The following is a 16708-nucleotide window of genomic DNA, read 5'->3' on the forward strand; positions in this document are numbered from 1 at the left end:
TATACATACCAATCTATCCGTCAAGCTGAATTTGACGCAATTTGTGACCCGTCTACGCGAAGTGAGTGGAATTTTGGTACTTTATTGGTCCTATTGGAAGGACGCTTAGCGCGCTAACCAATCTGCCGTGCGCGAGTCGCGCCGGCCCGATGCGCTAGAAATCGGGAAGCGCCTGGTTCGCGAAACCCCATCCCTTGAGTTCGGAGCTGGCGGCGCGGGCGACCAGTTCGTCGCTATCCCTGATCGTCCACTGGCCGGCTTTTTCGACATCGGCGAGCGCGTCCCAGCCGATGGGTGCCGCGACCGGCGCCTGTTCGCGCGCGCGCGCCGAATAGGGCATCACCGCGGTGCTGCCGCGCTGGTTGCGAAGATAATCGATGAAGATCTTGCCCTTGCGCTTCGCCTTGCTCATCGTCGCGATGAAGCGGTCGGGCTCGGCGAGGCTGAGCGCCTCGGCGAAGCGTTTCGAGAAATCCTTGTGCTTGTCCCAGCTGTGCCCCGGATCTACGGGCACGACGACATGCACGCCCTTGCCGCCCGAGAGCATGGCGAAGCTGACGAGACCGATGTCGGCGAGCTGGCGGCGGATGTCGAGCGCGGCTTTCTTCACATCGGCAAAATCGAGCCCCTCGTCGGGGTCGAGGTCGAACACCATGCGGTCGGGCTTTTCGAGCGCATCGACATGGCTGCCCCAGCCATGGAATTCGATCGTCCCCATCTGGACGCAGGCGAGCAGGCCGTCGGCTTCCTCGACGTAAAGATAGTCCTCATGCCCGCCGTCCTTCTCCTTGATCGGCACGTGGAGGACATGGTCGCCGAACGATCCCGAATCATGTTTCTGGAAAAAGCATTTCTTGGCGCGCCCCTGCGGGCAGCGGACGAGGCTGATCGGGCGGCGCGCGGTGTGCGGTAGCATGAGCGGTGCGATCGCGGCATAATAGTCGGCGAGGTCACCCTTGGTTGCCTTGGCCTCGGGGAAAATCACGCGGTCGCGGCTGCTGATCGTCACGTCGCTTTCGGGCGCGGGGGCGGACTGTTTCTTCTCTGGGGTCACGTCTTTTGCCTCCTTGTCCTGACGCAGGCCGAGGAAGCTTGCGTGGCGTACCGATCCGCTTGCAGTGAATTCAGCGAAAGCGATTTCGGCGACGAGGTCGGGCTTGAGCCAATGGACCTTGCGCGCCGCTGCGGTGTCGACTTCGAGCGGCGCGGTCTGGCGTTCGAGCTTGGCGAATGTCTTTGCGAGGTCGGCCATAGTGTCGGTGTCGAAGCCGGTGCCGACATTGCCCTTATAGGCAAGCGTGTCGCCTTCGCGCTGCGCAAGGAGCAAAGAGGCGAAAGGCCGTGCCTTGGTCGACGACGGATTCCAGCCAACAAGGATGAATTCCTGTCGCCGCGTGCATTTGACCTTCACCCAGCTTTTCGAGCGGCGGCCCGAATAAGCGGCGTCGGCGCGTTTCGAGATAATGCCTTCCTGTCCCGCGCTGCACATCGTGGCGTAGAGTTTTTCGCCCGCGCCGATCACATGATCGGCGACCGCGACCGGAGCCTTGGCCTCGCGGAGAAGGGCTTCGAGGCGATCCTTGCGTTCGAGATTTCCGAGCTTGGCGAGCGATTTGCCATCCTGTTCGAGCAGGTCGAACGCGAAGAAGAGCAATTCGGTCTTCTCATCCTGAGCGCCATGACCGCGCTTGAGCACGGCTTGCAACGAAGAGAAATCGGGATTGCCGTCCTTGCCATAGGCGACGATTTCGCCATCGATCAGGCACGACGGCAGGTCGAGTGCGGCGATATGGCGGACGAGCGGCGCGAATTTGTCGGTCCAGTCGAGGCCGTTGCGGGTGTAGACGCGCACGTCCGATCCCGCCGCGGCGATTTCGGCGCGGTAGCCGTCATATTTGATCTCGTGGAACCAGCCGTTGCCACCGGGGACTGCATCGACGAGCGTCGCGAGCTGGAGCGGACGGAATTTGGGCGGCTTGCCCTTTGTGGCGGGTTTCGCGACTTTCTTGTTGTGCGCGGCGGCGTCGGCCATCTTCTTCTTGAAGGCTGCGCCCTTTGCGCCCTCGAGCGATTGCTCGCCGCCTTCGTCGCCGGCGATTTCGGCCATCGTGCGGCCGGTGAGCACGCTCGTCAGCTGGCGGCCGACAAGGTCGTCGGTGCCCCCCGCAAAGGCGTCGTCGACCTTGCGGAGCAGCCAGTTCTCGCGCTTTTCGCCGGGGCGCGGCTTCATGCGGACGAGCAGCCATTCACCCTTCATGCGTTCGCCGTCGAGGGTGAAATGAAGATGGCCCTTGTCGATATCCTTCGCGCTCTTGCCCTCGATCGGCGCCCATGTGCCGCTGTCCCACAGCATCACGGTGCCGCCGCCATATTCGCCCTTGGGGATGCCGCCCTCGAAATCGGCGTAGCTCATCGGATGATCTTCGGTGCGAACCGCGAGGCGCTTGTCGGCGGGGTCGGCGCTCGGCCCCTTGGTCACCGCCCAGCTTTTGAGCACGCCGTCGACTTCGAGGCGGAAGTCGTAATGGAGCCGCGTCGCGTCGTGCTTCTGGACGATGAAGCGGTTGCCCGCACCTTTTGCGACCTTGCCCGCGGGCTCGGGAGTGAGCGCGAAGTCGCGCTTGGCGTTATATTGCGCGAGCGGGTCGGCGCGCTTGGCCATGTCAGGCGCGCTTGCGGGCGGCGGGCTTTTTGGCGGGGGCCTTCTTCGCCGGAGCGTCCTTGGAGGGCGCCGTCTTCTTGCCGTCGACCGAGGCTTTGAGCGCGGCCATCAAGTCGATGACGTTCGAGCCGCGGCCGGTGCTGGCGGGCTCTTCGACGTCTTCGAGGACGCGCTTGCCCTTGGCTTTCGCTTTCTTGGCGATCACGCGCTTCAGGGCGTCGATATAATGGTTGTGATAGTCGGAGGCGTCGAATTCGCCGCTCTTCTTGGCGATCAATGTTTCGGCGAGGTCGAGCAGATCGGCGTCGGGCTTGCTGCTGCCGACATCGCGGAAATAATTCGCCGCCTTGTTCACCTCGTCGGCGTAGCGCAGCACTTCGAGCACCAGCCCACGCCCGCATGGCCGCAACGCGACGAGCTGTTCCTGCCCGCGCAGCGACAGCTGGCCGAGCCCGACCTTTTTGGTGCGTTTGAGCGCTTCGCGAAGCACGATATAGGCTTCTTCGGCGAGCTCGTCGGCAGGAACGACGTAATAGGGCTTGGTATAATAGAGGACGTCGATCGCGTCGGTGTCGACGAACTGGACAAGCTCGAGCGTGCGTTTGCTCTCCAGCTTGACCGCCTCGATCTCCTCCTCATCGAGCAGGACATAATTGCCCTTCGACAATTCGAAGCCCTTCACGATCTCGTCATGGTCGACCGCGCCGATGCCGGGCACGACCTTCTCATATTTGATCGGCTTGCCGCTCGGTTCGTGGATCTGGCGAAAGGTGACCGCGGCGCCCGATTTGGTCGCCGAATAGATTTCGACGGGGATCGACACCAGCGCGAGCCGGATCTGCCCCTTCCAGTAAGCGCGTGCCGCCATCGGTTTTCCCTTTCGCTATCGGGAGTCACAATGAACAAGGCGGCAAGCGGTTCCCGGTACGGCGGGCAATCAGGCCCGGGCCGCTCCAGCGGCGAAACGAACGGGAGGGGCCATTCCGGTGCAGACTGTTCGGGCGTTTCGAACGTCTTAAAATATCAATTTGCTTTCCGATTGCGGTGCCCTCAAGGTGACATCGAGGGACCGCTCGTATCGCTTGGAGCAACTATGCCTTTGAGCCGCGAAATAGAGCGACTGCGCGCCGAACATATGGCGCTGATCGCGCTGGCGCGGATCGTGACCGAATTGCTTCAGGCTCCCGGCCCGGCGCGGCTGACCGAACTGGCGTCGGCGCGGGGGCTGCTCCGCGAGACGTTGGTGCGCCACCTGAAATGCGAGGACTGGATTCTCTATCCGCGCCTCAGGGCGACCGGCGACGCGGACCTGATGCACATCACCCGCGAATTCGAATTGGAAATGGGCGACCTTGCGGCGGAATATGTCGCCTATGACGACAAATGGACCGCCGAACGCGTCGCTGCGCGCTGGGAAGAATTTAGCCGCGAGACGATAGAAGTTTTCGGCGTGCTGGCGATGCGGGTCGAACGCGAGGAACGCGAACTTTATCCGCTTGCCGACAAGCTTTACGCGGCGGCCGCGGCACTCGGCCCTTCGATCACGGACGAAGCGACAATTTCCAGCTGAGCGCGACGCGCCAGTCCTGGTCATAGCCCGGCACCGGCTGGTTCCACGCGTCGGCGAGTTCGAGGCCGATCGTTGCATTTTCGGACCAGGATAGGCGCACGCCGCCGCCCCAGCTGCCGAGCCGGAAATTGGTTTTCGGGATCGCGGTGCGCGTGAGCAGCGTGACGTCGGCATAATCGATGAAGCTGTAAATCTCGCTCTTCGCCAGCTTGCCGGCGCGCAGCGGACGCAGCGCGAACTCGCCGAACGTCGCATAGCCGCGATCGCCATTGACCAGCCCGTCGTGGAACGCGCGGCCAAAGGTAGCGCCGCCGACGCTGAATCGCTGCGCGGCGGGCAGGCGGTCGCGCGTCCAGCGCCCCGTCGCGGCGGCGCGGACGACGAACGCTTTGCCGATCGCTTGATTCGCTTCGATGCTGGCGTCGGCATAGAGGAAGTCGGCCTCACCGACGCCGGGATCGACGCGTGCGCCTGCAAAATCGAGACCCTTGCCGCCGCCGATACGCGCGCCGACGACGGTGCGCTCTTCGCTGAGGCGAAAGGCGAGGCTGCCACTTGCCGTCCAGGTCTTTTCGGCGGCGATCGTCGAGCCGAACAGCGCATTTTTCGAATCGAGATAGTCGATCCGCGCCGCGGCGACCAAATTGCGCCGCGTCGCGCGGATCAGCGGATGGGTGACGCCGAAACCCGTGCTCCACGCCTCGCCGTCGATCGCGAGGCCCTTGGGGCGGGTGCGGAGCGCCGCCGCCGACAGTTCGGCGCGCGTACCGCCCGCGCCGATCGGGGTCGAATGGCTTGCCGCTAGGTAGAGCAGAGACTTGAGGTTGACCGCCGCGGCGCCGGTGAGCCGCGTCTCATCGCCGCTGCGCAGCAGGCTGGTGTCGCGCGCATTCGCCTCGACGATGCCGTCATCGACGAACTGGCTGGTACGCGTCGTGAAGCCGAGCCCGACGGTAGGCTTTTTGGCATCAAGCGCGAGGTCGAGCGCGACGGCGCCCTGTTCGCCGCCGAGCGTGAGCGACGGGGTGACGGTGACACCCGGAATGTCGGCGATATTGCCAAGCGCGCGTTCGAAGCGCGCGCGCGGCAGCGGGCGCTGAGCGACGAGGCTCCGGGCCATCCGGCCGACGAGCGGCGCGGGGCCGCTCTCGCGCTCGCCGCTCAGCGTCACCGACCCGATATAGCCCTCGGCCGAGGCGACGGTGACGACGCCGCCCGACAGATCCTGTTCGGGAATGACGAGGGTGAAGAGCGCCACGCTCGACCGGTTGTAGGCGCGCGTCATCGCGGCGGCGAGTTTCGCGAGATTGTCCGCCGATGCAGGTTTGCCGACGAAGCGCTGCGCGGCGCGGCCGACATTGGCGGGCACCCCCGCGCCGACGAAGCGGATTTCGCGGATGGTGACGTCGGGCCGCGCGCCGAGTTCGACCTTGCCGAGCGAGAGCGGTTTGGCCTCTGGATCGGGAAGCGGGTCGCGGCTGCGGTCGGGGGCAAGGGGCGGGCGGCCATCGAGCGGCGTTGCCGCCGGCTGGGCGGCGAGCGCCGCGGCGGGGAGGAGCAGGGCTCCGGCCGCCGCGGCACAGGCGTTGCGCAATGGGCGCATAGGGTGCGGCTTCAGTTGCCGCGCTTCGGTTTCAGGCCGCCGAGGACGCCCCCGACGGTGCCGGTGACCCCGGTGACGAGGCCGGTGACGGGATCGACCGCCGTGCCGCCGCCCGGCGTGCCGCCGGTGACGCCGCCGCCGACCTGCGCGAGCGCGCCGGTCGCCGTGGTGACGACATTGCTGACGAGCGTGACGGGCGCCCCGGCGGGATTACCCGTCGTACCGCCCGTCAGGCCGCCGGTGGCGCCGCCGAGCAGATTGCCGCCGGCGCCGGGCTGGAGCGTGACGAGCTGCCCCGCCGATCCGACGCCGACGGTCAGCAGGCTGCCGTTCTGCTGGCCGGGCGAGAGGATGCTCGCGCCGATCAGGGGCGACGCGGTCGGGCTGCCGATCGCGGTCGCCTTGCCGATCTTCGCGGTGATCAGCTGGCCAGGGGCGGCGGCGAGGCCATCGACCAGATATTGCTGGCCGCTCCCCGTCTGGACGAGCGCGACACCGGTGCTTTTGACGACGCCGACGACGGTGCCGACGAGATTGGTGTTGCCGGGCACCTTGCCGTCGACCGCGCTGGCGAGCAGCAGGCCCTTGTCGGCGATGACATTGACGAGTCCGCCCGTTTTCACGAGCACGCCGCCGATCACCGGATTGGTGCTGGCAGGATCGCCGGTGTTGGCGAGGAGGCCGGTGCCCGCGACGCCGCCGGGGCCAACGAGGCCGCCCACCGCGAGCGCACCTGCACTGCCGAGACCGAGGCCGCTACCCGCCGGGCCCGCGGGGCCAGCCGGTCCCGTGGCACCGGTCGCTCCGGCCGGACCGGGGGCGCCCGCGGGGCCGACGGTGCCGGTGGCGCCGCCGCTGCCGACGCTGCCGACGCGGTAACTGCCCGACGATTCGCAGGCCGCGAGCGCAAAGCACGCCGGGATAAGGATGAGATGGGCTGGGCGGAATTCAAGACAGGACAAAGGCATGAGATATCCCCTTCCGTACATGGTCTGGTCCCTGTGCCGATATTCCCAAACGAACTCGAAAGTTCCCTTTGTTGTTGAAATTAATTGTTATTAACCGAGTATATAAACTAGTAAATCAGGAGATCATTACGCATTTCCTTACAATGAGATCCAAGGCGTTAACTAAAATTTTTCTGTAGTTCATTCTTCATGCCGACTTGGCGTGGTCAATATGTGATCCATCAAGAGACATGATTTTCACAAATTGATTTATATAAAAAGTTCCCGCCCGATGACGGCGCGATTGCCGCGAATCCTACTTCTTTCCGTCATCGCCCTGTCACGCCTTCGCCGCAGCGCAGCAATATCGCCCGCCTAATGCCCCCGCGACCCCGGCGCCATTTCGCGACCGGGAAAAGGGGATTCATCAATGACCAATCCGTACAGGAGTCGCCTGCGCGCCGGGGCCGCCTCGATCGCTGCGCTCGCCGTACTGGCCGCGACGCCGGCCTTTGCCGAAGACGCCGCGGTCGATGCCGCCGCCGATGGCGGCGATGTCGACGAGATTGTCGTGCTCGGCCAGGGGCAGGCGCGGCAGGTGCAGGAACTGGGCGCCGCCGACATCGCGCTTGAAGTTTCGGGAATCAGCCCGCTCAAAGCCATCGACAAGCTGCCCGGGGTCAATTTTCAGGCGGCCGACCCGTTCGGCGCCTATGAATGGTCGGCGCGTATCTCGATCCGCGGCTTTTCGCAGAACCAGCTCGGCTTCACGCTCGACGGCGTGCCGCTCGGCGACATGAATTATGGCAACCACAACGGCCTGCACATCAGCCGCGCGATCATCAGCGAGAATGTCGGCCGGGTCGAAGTCGCGCAGGGCGCGGGCTCGCTTGGCGCGGCGTCGACGAGCAACCTCGGCGGCACGATCGAATTCTTCTCGCGCGAACCGGCCGAAGAACTCGGGATCGAGGCGTCGGCCACCTATGGCAGCGACGAAACGAAGCGCCTCTTCGCACGCATCGACAGCGGCGAGATCGCGCCCGGCGGGCCGCGCCTGTCGCTGAGCTATGCGTGGCAGGATGCCGACAAGTGGAAGGGCAATGGCGTCCAGCGTCAGGACCAGGTCAATGCGCGCATCGTCCAGCCCGTCGGCGACGGCCAGTTCTTCGGTTTCGTCAATTATTCGAACCGCCGCGAGAATGACTATCAGGATTTGAGCGCGAACATGATCGGCCGCCTTGGTTATCAGTGGGACAATTTCGCCAAGGACTGGGACACGGCGGTTCAGGTCGCCAAAGTCTATCAGAATCAGGTCGCGCGCGCGGCCTATAACACCGGCGTTGCGAATGGCAGCCTGCCGCTGGGAACACCCTATGTCGCGCCCTATGCCGGGATCGGCGAAGCATTCCCGGCGCCGGTCGGGACGGTCGACGACGCCTATTATGACGCCGCAGGCCTGCGCAAGGACTGGCTGGCCGGCGTCGGCGTCGAAGCGCCGCTCGGCGAATATTGGACGCTGAAGGCGATGGGCTATTATCATGGTAACAAGGGGCGCGGCCTGTGGTTCACGCCCTATGTGACCACGCCGGGCGGCGCGCCGATGACGATCCGCACCACCGAATATGACATCGAACGCTATGGCATCGTCACCTCCAGCCTGTTCGAGGTCGGCAACAACAAGTTCGAAATCGGCATGTGGTACGAGGATAATGCGTTCAATCAGGCACGGCGCTTCTATGGCCTGGCCGATACGACCGGCGCACCGAGCCGCGGCAGCCTGACCTTCCCGAAGGATCCGCTGGCGACGCAGTGGGAGTTCGATTTCAACACCCAGACGCTGCAATATCACGTCCAGGACACGATCGACCTCGGCAGCTTCCAGATCAATGCGGGGTGGAAGGGGCTTCGCGTCACCAACCTTGCGACGCCGGTCGTCAGCGGCGGGCTGGCGTCGGGGAAGACCGAGGCGAAGGACTGGTTCCTGCCGCAGGCGGGGCTGCTCTATCGTCTTAACGACGATAACGAGCTGTTCGCGAGCTACACCGAAAATATCCGTGCCTTCGAATCGTCGGCGACGGGCGGTCCCTTCGCCACGACGCAGGCGGGCTTCGACGCGCTCGACCTCAAACCCGAAACCTCGACGACGTACGAATTGGGCTTCCGCACAAAATCGTCGCGCTTCCAGGGCGTGATCGCCGGCTATTATGTCGATTTCAAGGATCGCATCATTGCGTTCGCCAACGGATCGGGCATCCAGGGCAATCCGGCGATCCTCAGCAACGTCGGCGACGTCCGTTCGTGGGGCGTCGAGGCGGCGGGGACGTTCCGCGTCACCCCCGAACTCTCGCTCTTCGCCTCCTATGCGTACAACGACTCCGAATATCAGGACGATGTCGTGAACGCCGCCGGCACGGTCGTCGCGGCGACCGCGGGCAAGACGGTGGTCAACTCGCCGCGCCATCTCGGCAAGGGCGAGATCACCTGGGACAATGGCAGTTTCTTCGCGCGCGTCGGCGCCAACTATACGTCGAAACGCTATTATTCGTACGAGAATGACGCCGAGGTCGGCGGCTTCATCATCGTCGATGCCAGCATCGGTTATCGCCTCAACGAGCGCATCTCGATCCAGGCGAATGCGACGAACCTGTTCGACAAGGAATATGTGTCGACGATCGGGACGAACGGCTTCGCCAACCGCGGCGACAGCCAGACCTTGCTGACGGGCGCGCCGCAGCAGTTTTTCGTCACGCTGAAGGCCGGGTTCTAGGCTTGAGACGCGGCACCGGTCCCTCGGTGCCGCGTCTCAACGATTGACGATGGTGGCGCGGTCCAGCTAGGGCCGCGCCATCATTTTTTGGGAAATATAGTCATGACCGATACGCCCCCCGACCGCATGTCGACCAATCCGCGCTCGCCGCATTTCGACATGGAGGTGCTGCAGCGCGGCATCGGAATCCGCTTCAAGGGCAAGGAGCGCACCGACGTCGAGGAATATTCGATCTCCGAAGGCTGGATCCGCGTCGCCGCGGGCAAGTCGAAGGACCGCTTCGGCCAGGCGATGACGATCAAGCTGTCGGGTGAGGTCGAAGCCTGGTTTGAGGACACCGCCGCCGGCGAAGGCGACGACGCCTGAACCACTGGCGTCACGGCGCATAAAAGAAGCCCCGGAGGCAATCCGGGGCTTTCTTTGTGCGCGCGATGTGCTTGCCGAATGTCGTTTGCGGCTTACTGGCCGAGCGAAGCGGCGACGAATTCGAGGCCGTTGCCGGGTTTCCAGTCGTTCTGGGCCCATACCGGCGCCTTGAAGCTCGGCGCCTTGTTCGGTGCGCCCGCTTCGCCATCGGCGTAGATGAAGCCCTGCACCGGATTGGCGCGCAGGCCGAGGTCGCCGATCGGGGCGTACCATACGCGCACCATGCTCCAGTCGCCGGCGTTGCTGACGTCGACGACGCGGACGTTGCGCTCGATCTGGCCGCGGCGGCCGTTGATTGGCGACCAGTTAGCGTGGTCGATCAGGATTTCGCGGTCGCTGACGATTTTCTTGACGACGGCAACATGGCCGAGCGGCATGCCGCCGGTGCCGGCAAAGGCCATCACGGCGCCCTGGCGAGGCTCGTCGCCGCGCTGATAGGTGCCGGCGGCTTGCGACCACCAGGTCTTGGCGTTGCCGCGAATTTCGACGCCCGATTCTGCGCGGGCGAAGGGGACGCACTGCAGATAGTCGCGCGCGGCGGCGGGGGCGCTGGCAAGCAGGCCGGTGATCATCATCACAGACGCCATGGCGGCTGCCAGATAACGACGATAATGCATGGAAAGCGACCCCCCGATGGCTTGTCTTCAAGCGTTGGAGCGTCTTTGCCACGGACCGCGCGGTACACCACCGCATAGCGACGAGTCGCGCCGTCGATGCGGTGGACGGGGGAACCTTTTGTTAAGGTGTTCAATTCGTCGTGCGGGTGGTTCGGCCTGTCGCCGTCAGGCGGCGACCGTCGTAACATCGTCGGGCGCACGGAACAGCGTCAGCACATCGCTCGCCGGCATCGGCCGCCCGTAATAATAGCCCTGGATGTTGCTGCATCCCATCGCGCGAATCGTGTCGACCTCGAGTTCGGTCTCGGCCCCCTCGGCGGTCGTCGACATGCCGAGGCTGTCGGCGAGCGCGACGACGGCGCGGATGATCGCGATCGATTCGATGCTGCCCTTCGCCGCCCCGACAACGAAGCTGCGATCGACCTTGATCGTCGAAAATTGCGTCTTGCGCAGGTAGCCGAGCGACGAATAGCCGGTGCCGAAATCGTCGAGCGACAGGCGGATGCCGAGCCCGATAAGCTGGTCGAGCAGTTGCGCCGCGCCGCCGCCGTCGCGCAGGAAGACGCTTTCGGTGACCTCGATCTCGAGCCGCTGCGGCGAAAGCCCGCTCTGCGCGAGTGCCGAGACGACCACCGAGGCGAAGCTGGGGTCGGTGAGCTGGTCGGCCGAGACGTTGATCGCGACCTTCAGGTTCGACGGCCATTTCATCGCTTCGCAGCACGCGGTGCGCAGCACCCATTCGCCGATCGGCGAAATCAGGCGCGCATCCTCAGCCAGCGGGATGAAGCGGCCCGGCGACACGTTGCCGAGTTTCTGGTTGTGCCAGCGGATCAGCGCTTCGAAGCCGTTGAGCGTGCCGTCGGCGGCGGTGACCACCGGCTGGTAATAGAGTTCGAACTCGCCGCGCTCGAGCGCGCCGCGCAATTCCTGCTCCATCACGCGCCGTTCCTCGGCCTGCGCGTGCAGCGAGGCGACATAGGCGGCGACGACATTGCCGCCCTTATCCTTGGACTTGTAGAGCGCGAGGTCGGCGTTGCGCGTCAGCGTTTCGACCGTCGCGCCATCGGTCGGCCCGATCGCGAAGCCGATGCTGGCGCCAACGAAAAGCTGATGGTTATCGACGACGTAGGGGCGGCTGATCGTCGTGATGAGCCGCTGCGCAAGATCCTCGGCCGCATCGGCCGACGCCACATTGTGGAGCACCACGGCAAATTCGTCGCCGCCGAGCCGCCCGCAGGTCATCCCGCGTTCCATCAGGCCTTTCAGCCGCGCGGCGACCTGCGCGAGCAATTTGTCACCGACGGGGTGGCCCAATGTATCATTGACCGCCTTGAACCGGTCGAGGTCGATCATCAGCAGCGCGCAACGCGACTTGGCCTCGAGCGCGTGTGCCAGAGCACGCGCGAGGTCTTCATTGAGGCTGAGGCGATTGGGCAGACCGGTCAGATTGTCGAAGCGTGCCATCTTGGCGATCTGTTCGGCGGTCGCGCGCTTTTCGGTGACGTCCGATCCGACGCCGCGGAACCCGAGGAATTTGCCGGCTTCATCGAGGCGCGGCGACGCGGACAATTCCCACCAGCGCGGCATGCCCCCGATCGTCACCGGGACGATCAGGTTCGAAAAACTCTCGCGCCGCTTCATCCGTTCGGCCATGTCGTGCAGGCTCTTGGGGAACAGGCCGGTTTCCCAGGCGTCGCCCGACAGCGCCTGCAAGAGCGGGACGCCCTCGAGCGTCTCGGCGGTGCCCCCGAGCGCATAGGCGAGGCGCGGCGAGACATGGACGAGGCGGCGGCTGTTGTCGGTCTGCCACAGCCAGTCTGCCGAGGTTTCCTCGAATTCGCGCAGCAGCAGGCTCACCGTTTCGGTCTTTTCGTGCAGCGTCTCTTCGGCGCGGCGGAAGCGGATATGGCTTTGCGCGAAACGCACGCAGAAGGCGCAAAGCAGCAGCCCCGCGGCGAGCGCGACGCCGGCCAGCTGAGGCGCGCCGGCGCGCACCAGCGCGACTACCGCCGACAGGGTGACGGGCCCGATAAACAGCACGCAGGCCAGCGGCACGCTGTGCGCGACGATCGAGAGCGTGACCATCATCAGCACCGCGATCGTCCACATCGAAAGGACATGGTCGAGCGCCGGCGTCAGCCCCTGCAACCAGAAAGGCGATCCCCAGAGAACCGCCGAATAGAGCGCGTGACGCACGCACAGCCGATATTCGGCCACCCCTGAAAGCTTGGGGTCACCGAGCGGGAGGTTGCGGAACCTGCTGTACGACCAGAGGCCGAAAAGCAGCGCGCCGCCCAGCCAGCCGGCAGCGACCGGCAAGGGCACGCTGAGGATCATGGTGAAAGCCGCAACGAGCGCCATGCCCATACCCATCAGCAGGCGCAACGATCCGCGGCCGCGGAGCGGCGCGAGCTGGAGCTGGCGGAGGTTGCCGATGTCCTGATCGCGTGGCCCCAGCCCCAAAAGGGTCCGCGCAGGAATGACTTCGGCAGCAATTGGATCGGTCAGCAGGCTTTTCACCCGCCCTGTTTAGCGCGCGGGGGTTACCCGAAGGTAACTATCGGCCCATTTCCAAAACGCTTTCCTGTTCGGTCACGAGACAGGAAAGCGTTGCAACTTCAGGGTGTTGATCAGGCAGCTATCGCGAAAGGCTGGATTTCCCCGGCCAGATATTGCGCGCGCGCCTTCGATCGGCTGAGCTTGCCCGAACTGGTCCGCGGCAGCGTACGCGGGGGGATCAGTTCGATCAGGCAATTCATGCCGGTAATCGCGCGGACGCGGTCGCGAATCGTCTCGCGCAGCGCGAGGCGCTCGGCTTCGTCGCTGGTGCGGCACTGGACGAGCACCGCGGGAGTTTCTTCGCCGCCGGGCGCGGTGATCGCGAACGCCGCGATGTCGCCCGATTTGAAGCCCGGCAATTGTTCGACCGCCCACTCGATATCCTGCGGCCAGTGATTCTTGCCGTTGATGATGATCATGTCCTTGGCGCGGCCGACGATATAGATGTAACCATCTGACAAATAACCCATGTCTCCGGTGTCGAGCCAGCCATCCTTCATGCAGGCGGCGGTCGATTCGGGATCACGGAAATAGCCGGTCATCAGCGACGGGCCGGTGCACCACACTTTGCCGACGGTCTGGTCGGGAAGCACGCCCCCCGCTTCGTCGCGGACCTCGATCACCATGTCGCGCGCAGCGCGGCCGCAGTTGACGATCGCGCGGTAGCGCGTGGGGCGGCCCGAATCATTCGCGGCGCCCGACAGCTCGGTTTCCTCGACCAGTTCGACGACGATGCCTTCGCCCGGTGGCATGATGCTGACTGCGAGCGTCGCTTCGGCAAGGCCATAGCTCGGCAGGAAGGCGCTTGCCTTGAAACCCGCGTCGGCAAAGGCGTCGACGAAGCTCTGCATGACGTCGGGGCGGATCATGTCGGCGCCATTGCCCGCGACGCGCCAGCGCGACAGGTCGAAACGGTCGGCGACATGCGTCTGGCTCGACACGCGGCGGGCGCAGATGTCGTAGCCGAAGGTCGGCGAATAGCTGAGTGTCGTGCCCTCATTGCGGCTGATCAGGTCGAGCCAGGCGAGCGGGCGACGGGCGAAATCCTCGGTCTTGAGATAATCGACCGAGACCTGGTTCGCGACGGGCGAGAGCAGGCAGCCGACAAGACCCATGTCGTGATACCAGGGCAGCCACGAGATGCAGCGGTCGCTGTCACGCACTTCCATGCCGTGGCTGTGCGCGGCCAGATTGTTGAGCAATGCGGCGTGGGTGACCGCGACGCCGTGGGGGAAGCGCGTCGAACCGCTGCTGTACTGAAGATAGCAGGTTTCGTCCGACTTCTGCTCGGGAAGCGCAGTGACCGGCGCGGGCTTCTTTTCGAATTCGCTCCAGTCGACGGGTTTCACGCCTTCCTTCTCCGCCGCTTCGACCGCCATCGCGGCGATTTCGGGCGGGAAGAAGAGCATCGTCGGGTCGCAGCTGGAAAGCTGGACGACGAGCTGGCCGACATAGCTGTCGCGCCCGCCGAAGCTGGTCGGCAGCGGCAGCGGCACCGGCCAGGCGCCGGCGTAGATCGTGCCGAAGAACAGCGCGGCGAATTCGGGACCGGTTTCGGCGATCAGCGCGATTCGGTCTCCGGGTTTCACGCCCGTGGCGATCAGCCGATAGGCGGCCCGAAGCGCGTCGACCTTGAGCTCGCTGTACGGATAGGGGCGCACAAGCTTGCCGCGCGGGTCGTGGAAATTGAGCCCGCGCGTGCCGTTGGCGGCATAGTCGAGCGCTTCGCCGACGGTGGCGAAGTCCGAAAAGCGGCGCGGCTGCGCACAAAGCGTCGGGGTCGACGTCAGCGCGTCGGCCTGCGTTTCGATGATCTGTGTCATAGGGGGTGCGACATCCCGTGAAACGGGCCGCGCGGCAACAAGCATGTCATCTTTTGCAGCCATAGTACCGTGCGCGAGCCCTGTGTTGTTAGAACAATCGCCCATTTCCGGGCGTTATGGCCCGATATGGCGGTGTTGATCGTTCTCAATCAGGCCCGACTGTGGCACAAACATGGCATATGGCCAACCGCCGCGCCCCATCCGACCGATCGAAAAGGCCTCTCGGCGCAGCCAGGCTTGACGATCTGGCACTCGCTTATGTTGCGCGATTCGCGACGAGCAGGGCGAAACTGACGCGCTATTTGTCGCGAAAAGTCCGCGAATCCGAATGGATAGACGAGATTGACGCCATGGCGGCGTGCGAGGCGGCGGCGGACCGGATGGAGCAATTGCGCTATCTCGACGACCGCCAATATGCCGTAATGCGCGCCGGCGCGATGACGCGGCGCGGGCTCGGCGTGCGGCGGGTCAAGGCGCAGCTTTACGTCGACGGAATCGGAGAGAAGGACAGCGGCGAAGCGATCGAGGCGGCCGAAGGCGCGGCGGTGGCCGCGGCGGTCGGATTCGCGCGGCGGCGGCGGTTCGGGCCGTTCGCGATGCGATCCACCGACGATCCGAAGCAGCGCGAGCGGCAAATCGGCGCCTTTTTGCGCGCGGGACACAGCATGACGATCGCGCGCCGCATCCTCGCCGTTCCCCCGGGGAACGAGGCGGCGCTGGCGGTGCTGGACGATGAAGCGATGCTCGATTAGGTCCGGCGACATCACGGGACAAGGATTTGCCGATGCGCGCCATTTTTACTGCCCTTGCGCTGTCGCTCGCATTGCCGATGGCGGCGTGCAGCGCGGATCCGAACACGCCGGCCGAAAGCACGGCAGATCAGGGCGGGCAGGCCGAAAGTGCGGCGACGATCCCGGTGACAATCACCGCGGCGGGCAAGGCGCATGTCTTCAACGTCGAGGTTGCAAGCACCGATGAAGAGCAGGATCGCGGGCTGATGTTTCGCACCAGCCTGCCCGAGGGCGGCGGAATGATTTTCCCGTTCAAGAAGCCGCGAATCGGCAGCTTCTGGATGAAGAATACGCTGATCCCGCTCGATATGTTCTTCATCCGCGCCGACGGCAGCATCGACCGCATCGCCGAAAATACCATCCCCGAATCGCTGGAGCCTGTGGTCAGCGGCGGCGAGGTTTCGGCAGTGCTCGAACTCGCGGGCGGTACGGCGGCAAAGCTTGGCATCGACGAGACCGCCAAGATCACATGGAAAGATACGAAATAGCGCCCGGCCGCGTGGTTTGCGGCTTGCAGACCGCGCTACCTTGCCTGTAAACGCCACGCCATGAGCATCTTGGGCAAGATTTTCACCTGGTGGGACGGCGCGACCGTCGGCACGTTGCTGAACAGCTGGAGCACCGGCACGAAGGTGGGCGAGGACAGCCTCGGCAACCGCTATTTCCGTGCGAAAAAGGGCGGGCGCCGCTGGGTCCTCTACAATGGATCGAATGATGCGAGCCGCGTGCCGCCCGAATGGCACGGCTGGCTGCACGGCACCTTTGACGAACTGCCGACCGATATGCTCCCCGCGCCGCGCGCGTGGGAGAAGGAAGCCACCCCGAACCTGACCGGCAGCACGGGCGCCTATCGCCCCGCCGGCGCGCTCGAACGCGGCGGCCAGCGTGCCGCGGCGACGGGCGATTATGAGGCCTGGCGGCCCGGCGCCGAGTGAGCGCCGCG

13 protein-coding genes are annotated in these 16708 nt (G+C 64.9%); 6 read left to right on the top strand and 7 right to left on the bottom strand.

The genetic code is table 11. The annotated features are described in order from the left end of the window. Positions 1–154: 154 nt before the first annotated feature. Positions 155–2662 (bottom strand): DNA ligase D, encoded by a 2508-nt coding sequence (gene ligD, locus ASD73_RS20790; RefSeq protein ID WP_056367890.1) that lies wholly within the window; start codon positions 2660–2662, stop codon positions 155–157. A gap of 1 nt (position 2663) precedes the next feature. Continuing rightward, positions 2664–3530: a non-homologous end joining protein Ku gene (gene ku / locus ASD73_RS20795; RefSeq protein ID WP_056367893.1), complete on the bottom strand. Its 867-nt coding sequence runs from the start codon at positions 3528–3530 to the stop codon at positions 2664–2666. Between the two features lie 231 nt (positions 3531–3761). On the opposite strand from ku, the gene ASD73_RS22525 reads away from it, so the two are divergent. Then, positions 3762–4232, top strand: coding sequence for a hemerythrin domain-containing protein (locus ASD73_RS22525; protein WP_162248181.1), 471 nt, complete (start codon positions 3762–3764; stop codon positions 4230–4232). On the opposite strand, the gene ASD73_RS20805 is transcribed toward ASD73_RS22525, so the two are convergent. Continuing rightward, positions 4204–5835: a ShlB/FhaC/HecB family hemolysin secretion/activation protein gene (locus tag ASD73_RS20805; RefSeq protein WP_056376155.1), complete on the bottom strand. Its 1632-nt coding sequence runs from the start codon at positions 5833–5835 to the stop codon at positions 4204–4206. The genes ASD73_RS22525 and ASD73_RS20805 overlap by 29 nt on opposite strands. Before the next feature lie 11 nt (positions 5836–5846). Then, a complete protein-coding gene (locus ASD73_RS20810; RefSeq protein ID WP_056367898.1) occupies positions 5847–6803 on the bottom strand; it encodes a hypothetical protein in 957 nt (318 codons plus the stop codon). A 409-nt stretch (positions 6804–7212) separates the two neighbouring features. On the opposite strand from ASD73_RS20810, the gene ASD73_RS20815 reads away from it, so the two are divergent. Together ASD73_RS20815 and ASD73_RS20820 are read left to right on the top strand one after the other, a co-directional pair. Further along, positions 7213–9549, top strand: a complete 2337-nt coding sequence (locus ASD73_RS20815; protein ID WP_082521750.1) for a TonB-dependent receptor — start codon at positions 7213–7215, stop codon at positions 9547–9549. 102 nt (positions 9550–9651) lie between these two features. Further along, entirely contained in the window at positions 9652–9915 is a 264-nt protein-coding gene (locus ASD73_RS20820; protein WP_056367900.1) for a DUF3297 family protein, read from the top strand. 92 nt (positions 9916–10007) lie between these two features. Here the strand turns inward: ASD73_RS20820 and ASD73_RS20825 are convergent, their stop codons facing one another. The 3 genes from ASD73_RS20825 to ASD73_RS20835 form a co-directional block, all read right to left on the bottom strand. Beyond that, positions 10008–10592: a CHAP domain-containing protein gene (locus ASD73_RS20825; RefSeq protein WP_056367902.1), complete on the bottom strand. Its 585-nt coding sequence runs from the start codon at positions 10590–10592 to the stop codon at positions 10008–10010. Positions 10593–10757: 165 nt separating this feature from the next. Beyond that, positions 10758–13112 carry a putative bifunctional diguanylate cyclase/phosphodiesterase gene (locus tag ASD73_RS20830; RefSeq protein WP_056367904.1) on the bottom strand — a complete coding sequence of 785 codons (2355 nt, stop codon included), beginning with the start codon at positions 13110–13112 and terminating at the stop codon, positions 10758–10760. Positions 13113–13222: 110 nt separating this feature from the next. After that, positions 13223–14974: a fatty acyl-AMP ligase gene (locus ASD73_RS20835; RefSeq protein ID WP_056367905.1), complete on the bottom strand. Its 1752-nt coding sequence runs from the start codon at positions 14972–14974 to the stop codon at positions 13223–13225. 179 nt (positions 14975–15153) lie between these two features. Here ASD73_RS20835 and ASD73_RS20840 point away from each other — a divergent pair, with 179 nt between their 5' ends. The 3 genes from ASD73_RS20840 to ASD73_RS20850 are packed head-to-tail and all read left to right on the top strand — an operon-like array spanning position 15154 to position 16700. Next, on the top strand, positions 15154–15726 hold the full coding sequence (locus ASD73_RS20840; protein ID WP_056367907.1) for a regulatory protein RecX: 573 nt from the start codon (positions 15154–15156) through the stop codon (positions 15724–15726). Positions 15727–15758: 32 nt separating this feature from the next. Continuing rightward, positions 15759–16253, top strand: a complete 495-nt coding sequence (locus ASD73_RS20845) for a DUF192 domain-containing protein (protein ID WP_056367908.1) — start codon at positions 15759–15761, stop codon at positions 16251–16253. Positions 16254–16313: 60 nt separating this feature from the next. Then, the gene (locus ASD73_RS20850) at positions 16314–16700 is read left to right on the top strand and encodes an NADH:ubiquinone oxidoreductase subunit NDUFA12 (RefSeq protein WP_056367911.1); all 387 of its coding nucleotides are present in this window, start codon (positions 16314–16316) and stop codon (positions 16698–16700) included. Positions 16701–16708: the final 8 nt, after the last annotated feature.

This window comes from Sphingopyxis sp. Root154, from assembly GCF_001427105.1.
In the GTDB taxonomy this organism is placed as follows: Bacteria; Pseudomonadota; Alphaproteobacteria; order Sphingomonadales; family Sphingomonadaceae; genus Sphingopyxis.

Coding starts and splice junctions, on each gene's coding strand:
- ASD73_RS20825 (WP_056367902.1), bottom strand. CDS start 10,592: ATGCATTATCGTCGTTATCTGGCAGCCGCCATGGCGTCTGTGATGATG.
- ASD73_RS20810 (WP_056367898.1), bottom strand. CDS start 6,803: ATGCCTTTGTCCTGTCTTGAATTCCGCCCAGCCCATCTCATCCTTATC.
- ASD73_RS20815 (WP_082521750.1), top strand. CDS start 7,213: ATGACCAATCCGTACAGGAGTCGCCTGCGCGCCGGGGCCGCCTCGATC.
- ASD73_RS20850 (WP_056367911.1), top strand. CDS start 16,314: ATGAGCATCTTGGGCAAGATTTTCACCTGGTGGGACGGCGCGACCGTC.
- ku (WP_056367893.1), bottom strand. CDS start 3,530: ATGGCGGCACGCGCTTACTGGAAGGGGCAGATCCGGCTCGCGCTGGTG.
- ASD73_RS20835 (WP_056367905.1), bottom strand. CDS start 14,974: ATGACACAGATCATCGAAACGCAGGCCGACGCGCTGACGTCGACCCCG.
- ASD73_RS20820 (WP_056367900.1), top strand. CDS start 9,652: ATGACCGATACGCCCCCCGACCGCATGTCGACCAATCCGCGCTCGCCG.
- ASD73_RS20845 (WP_056367908.1), top strand. CDS start 15,759: ATGCGCGCCATTTTTACTGCCCTTGCGCTGTCGCTCGCATTGCCGATG.
- ligD (WP_056367890.1), bottom strand. CDS start 2,662: ATGGCCAAGCGCGCCGACCCGCTCGCGCAATATAACGCCAAGCGCGAC.
- ASD73_RS20805 (WP_056376155.1), bottom strand. CDS start 5,835: ATGCGCCCATTGCGCAACGCCTGTGCCGCGGCGGCCGGAGCCCTGCTC.
- ASD73_RS20840 (WP_056367907.1), top strand. CDS start 15,154: ATGGCCAACCGCCGCGCCCCATCCGACCGATCGAAAAGGCCTCTCGGC.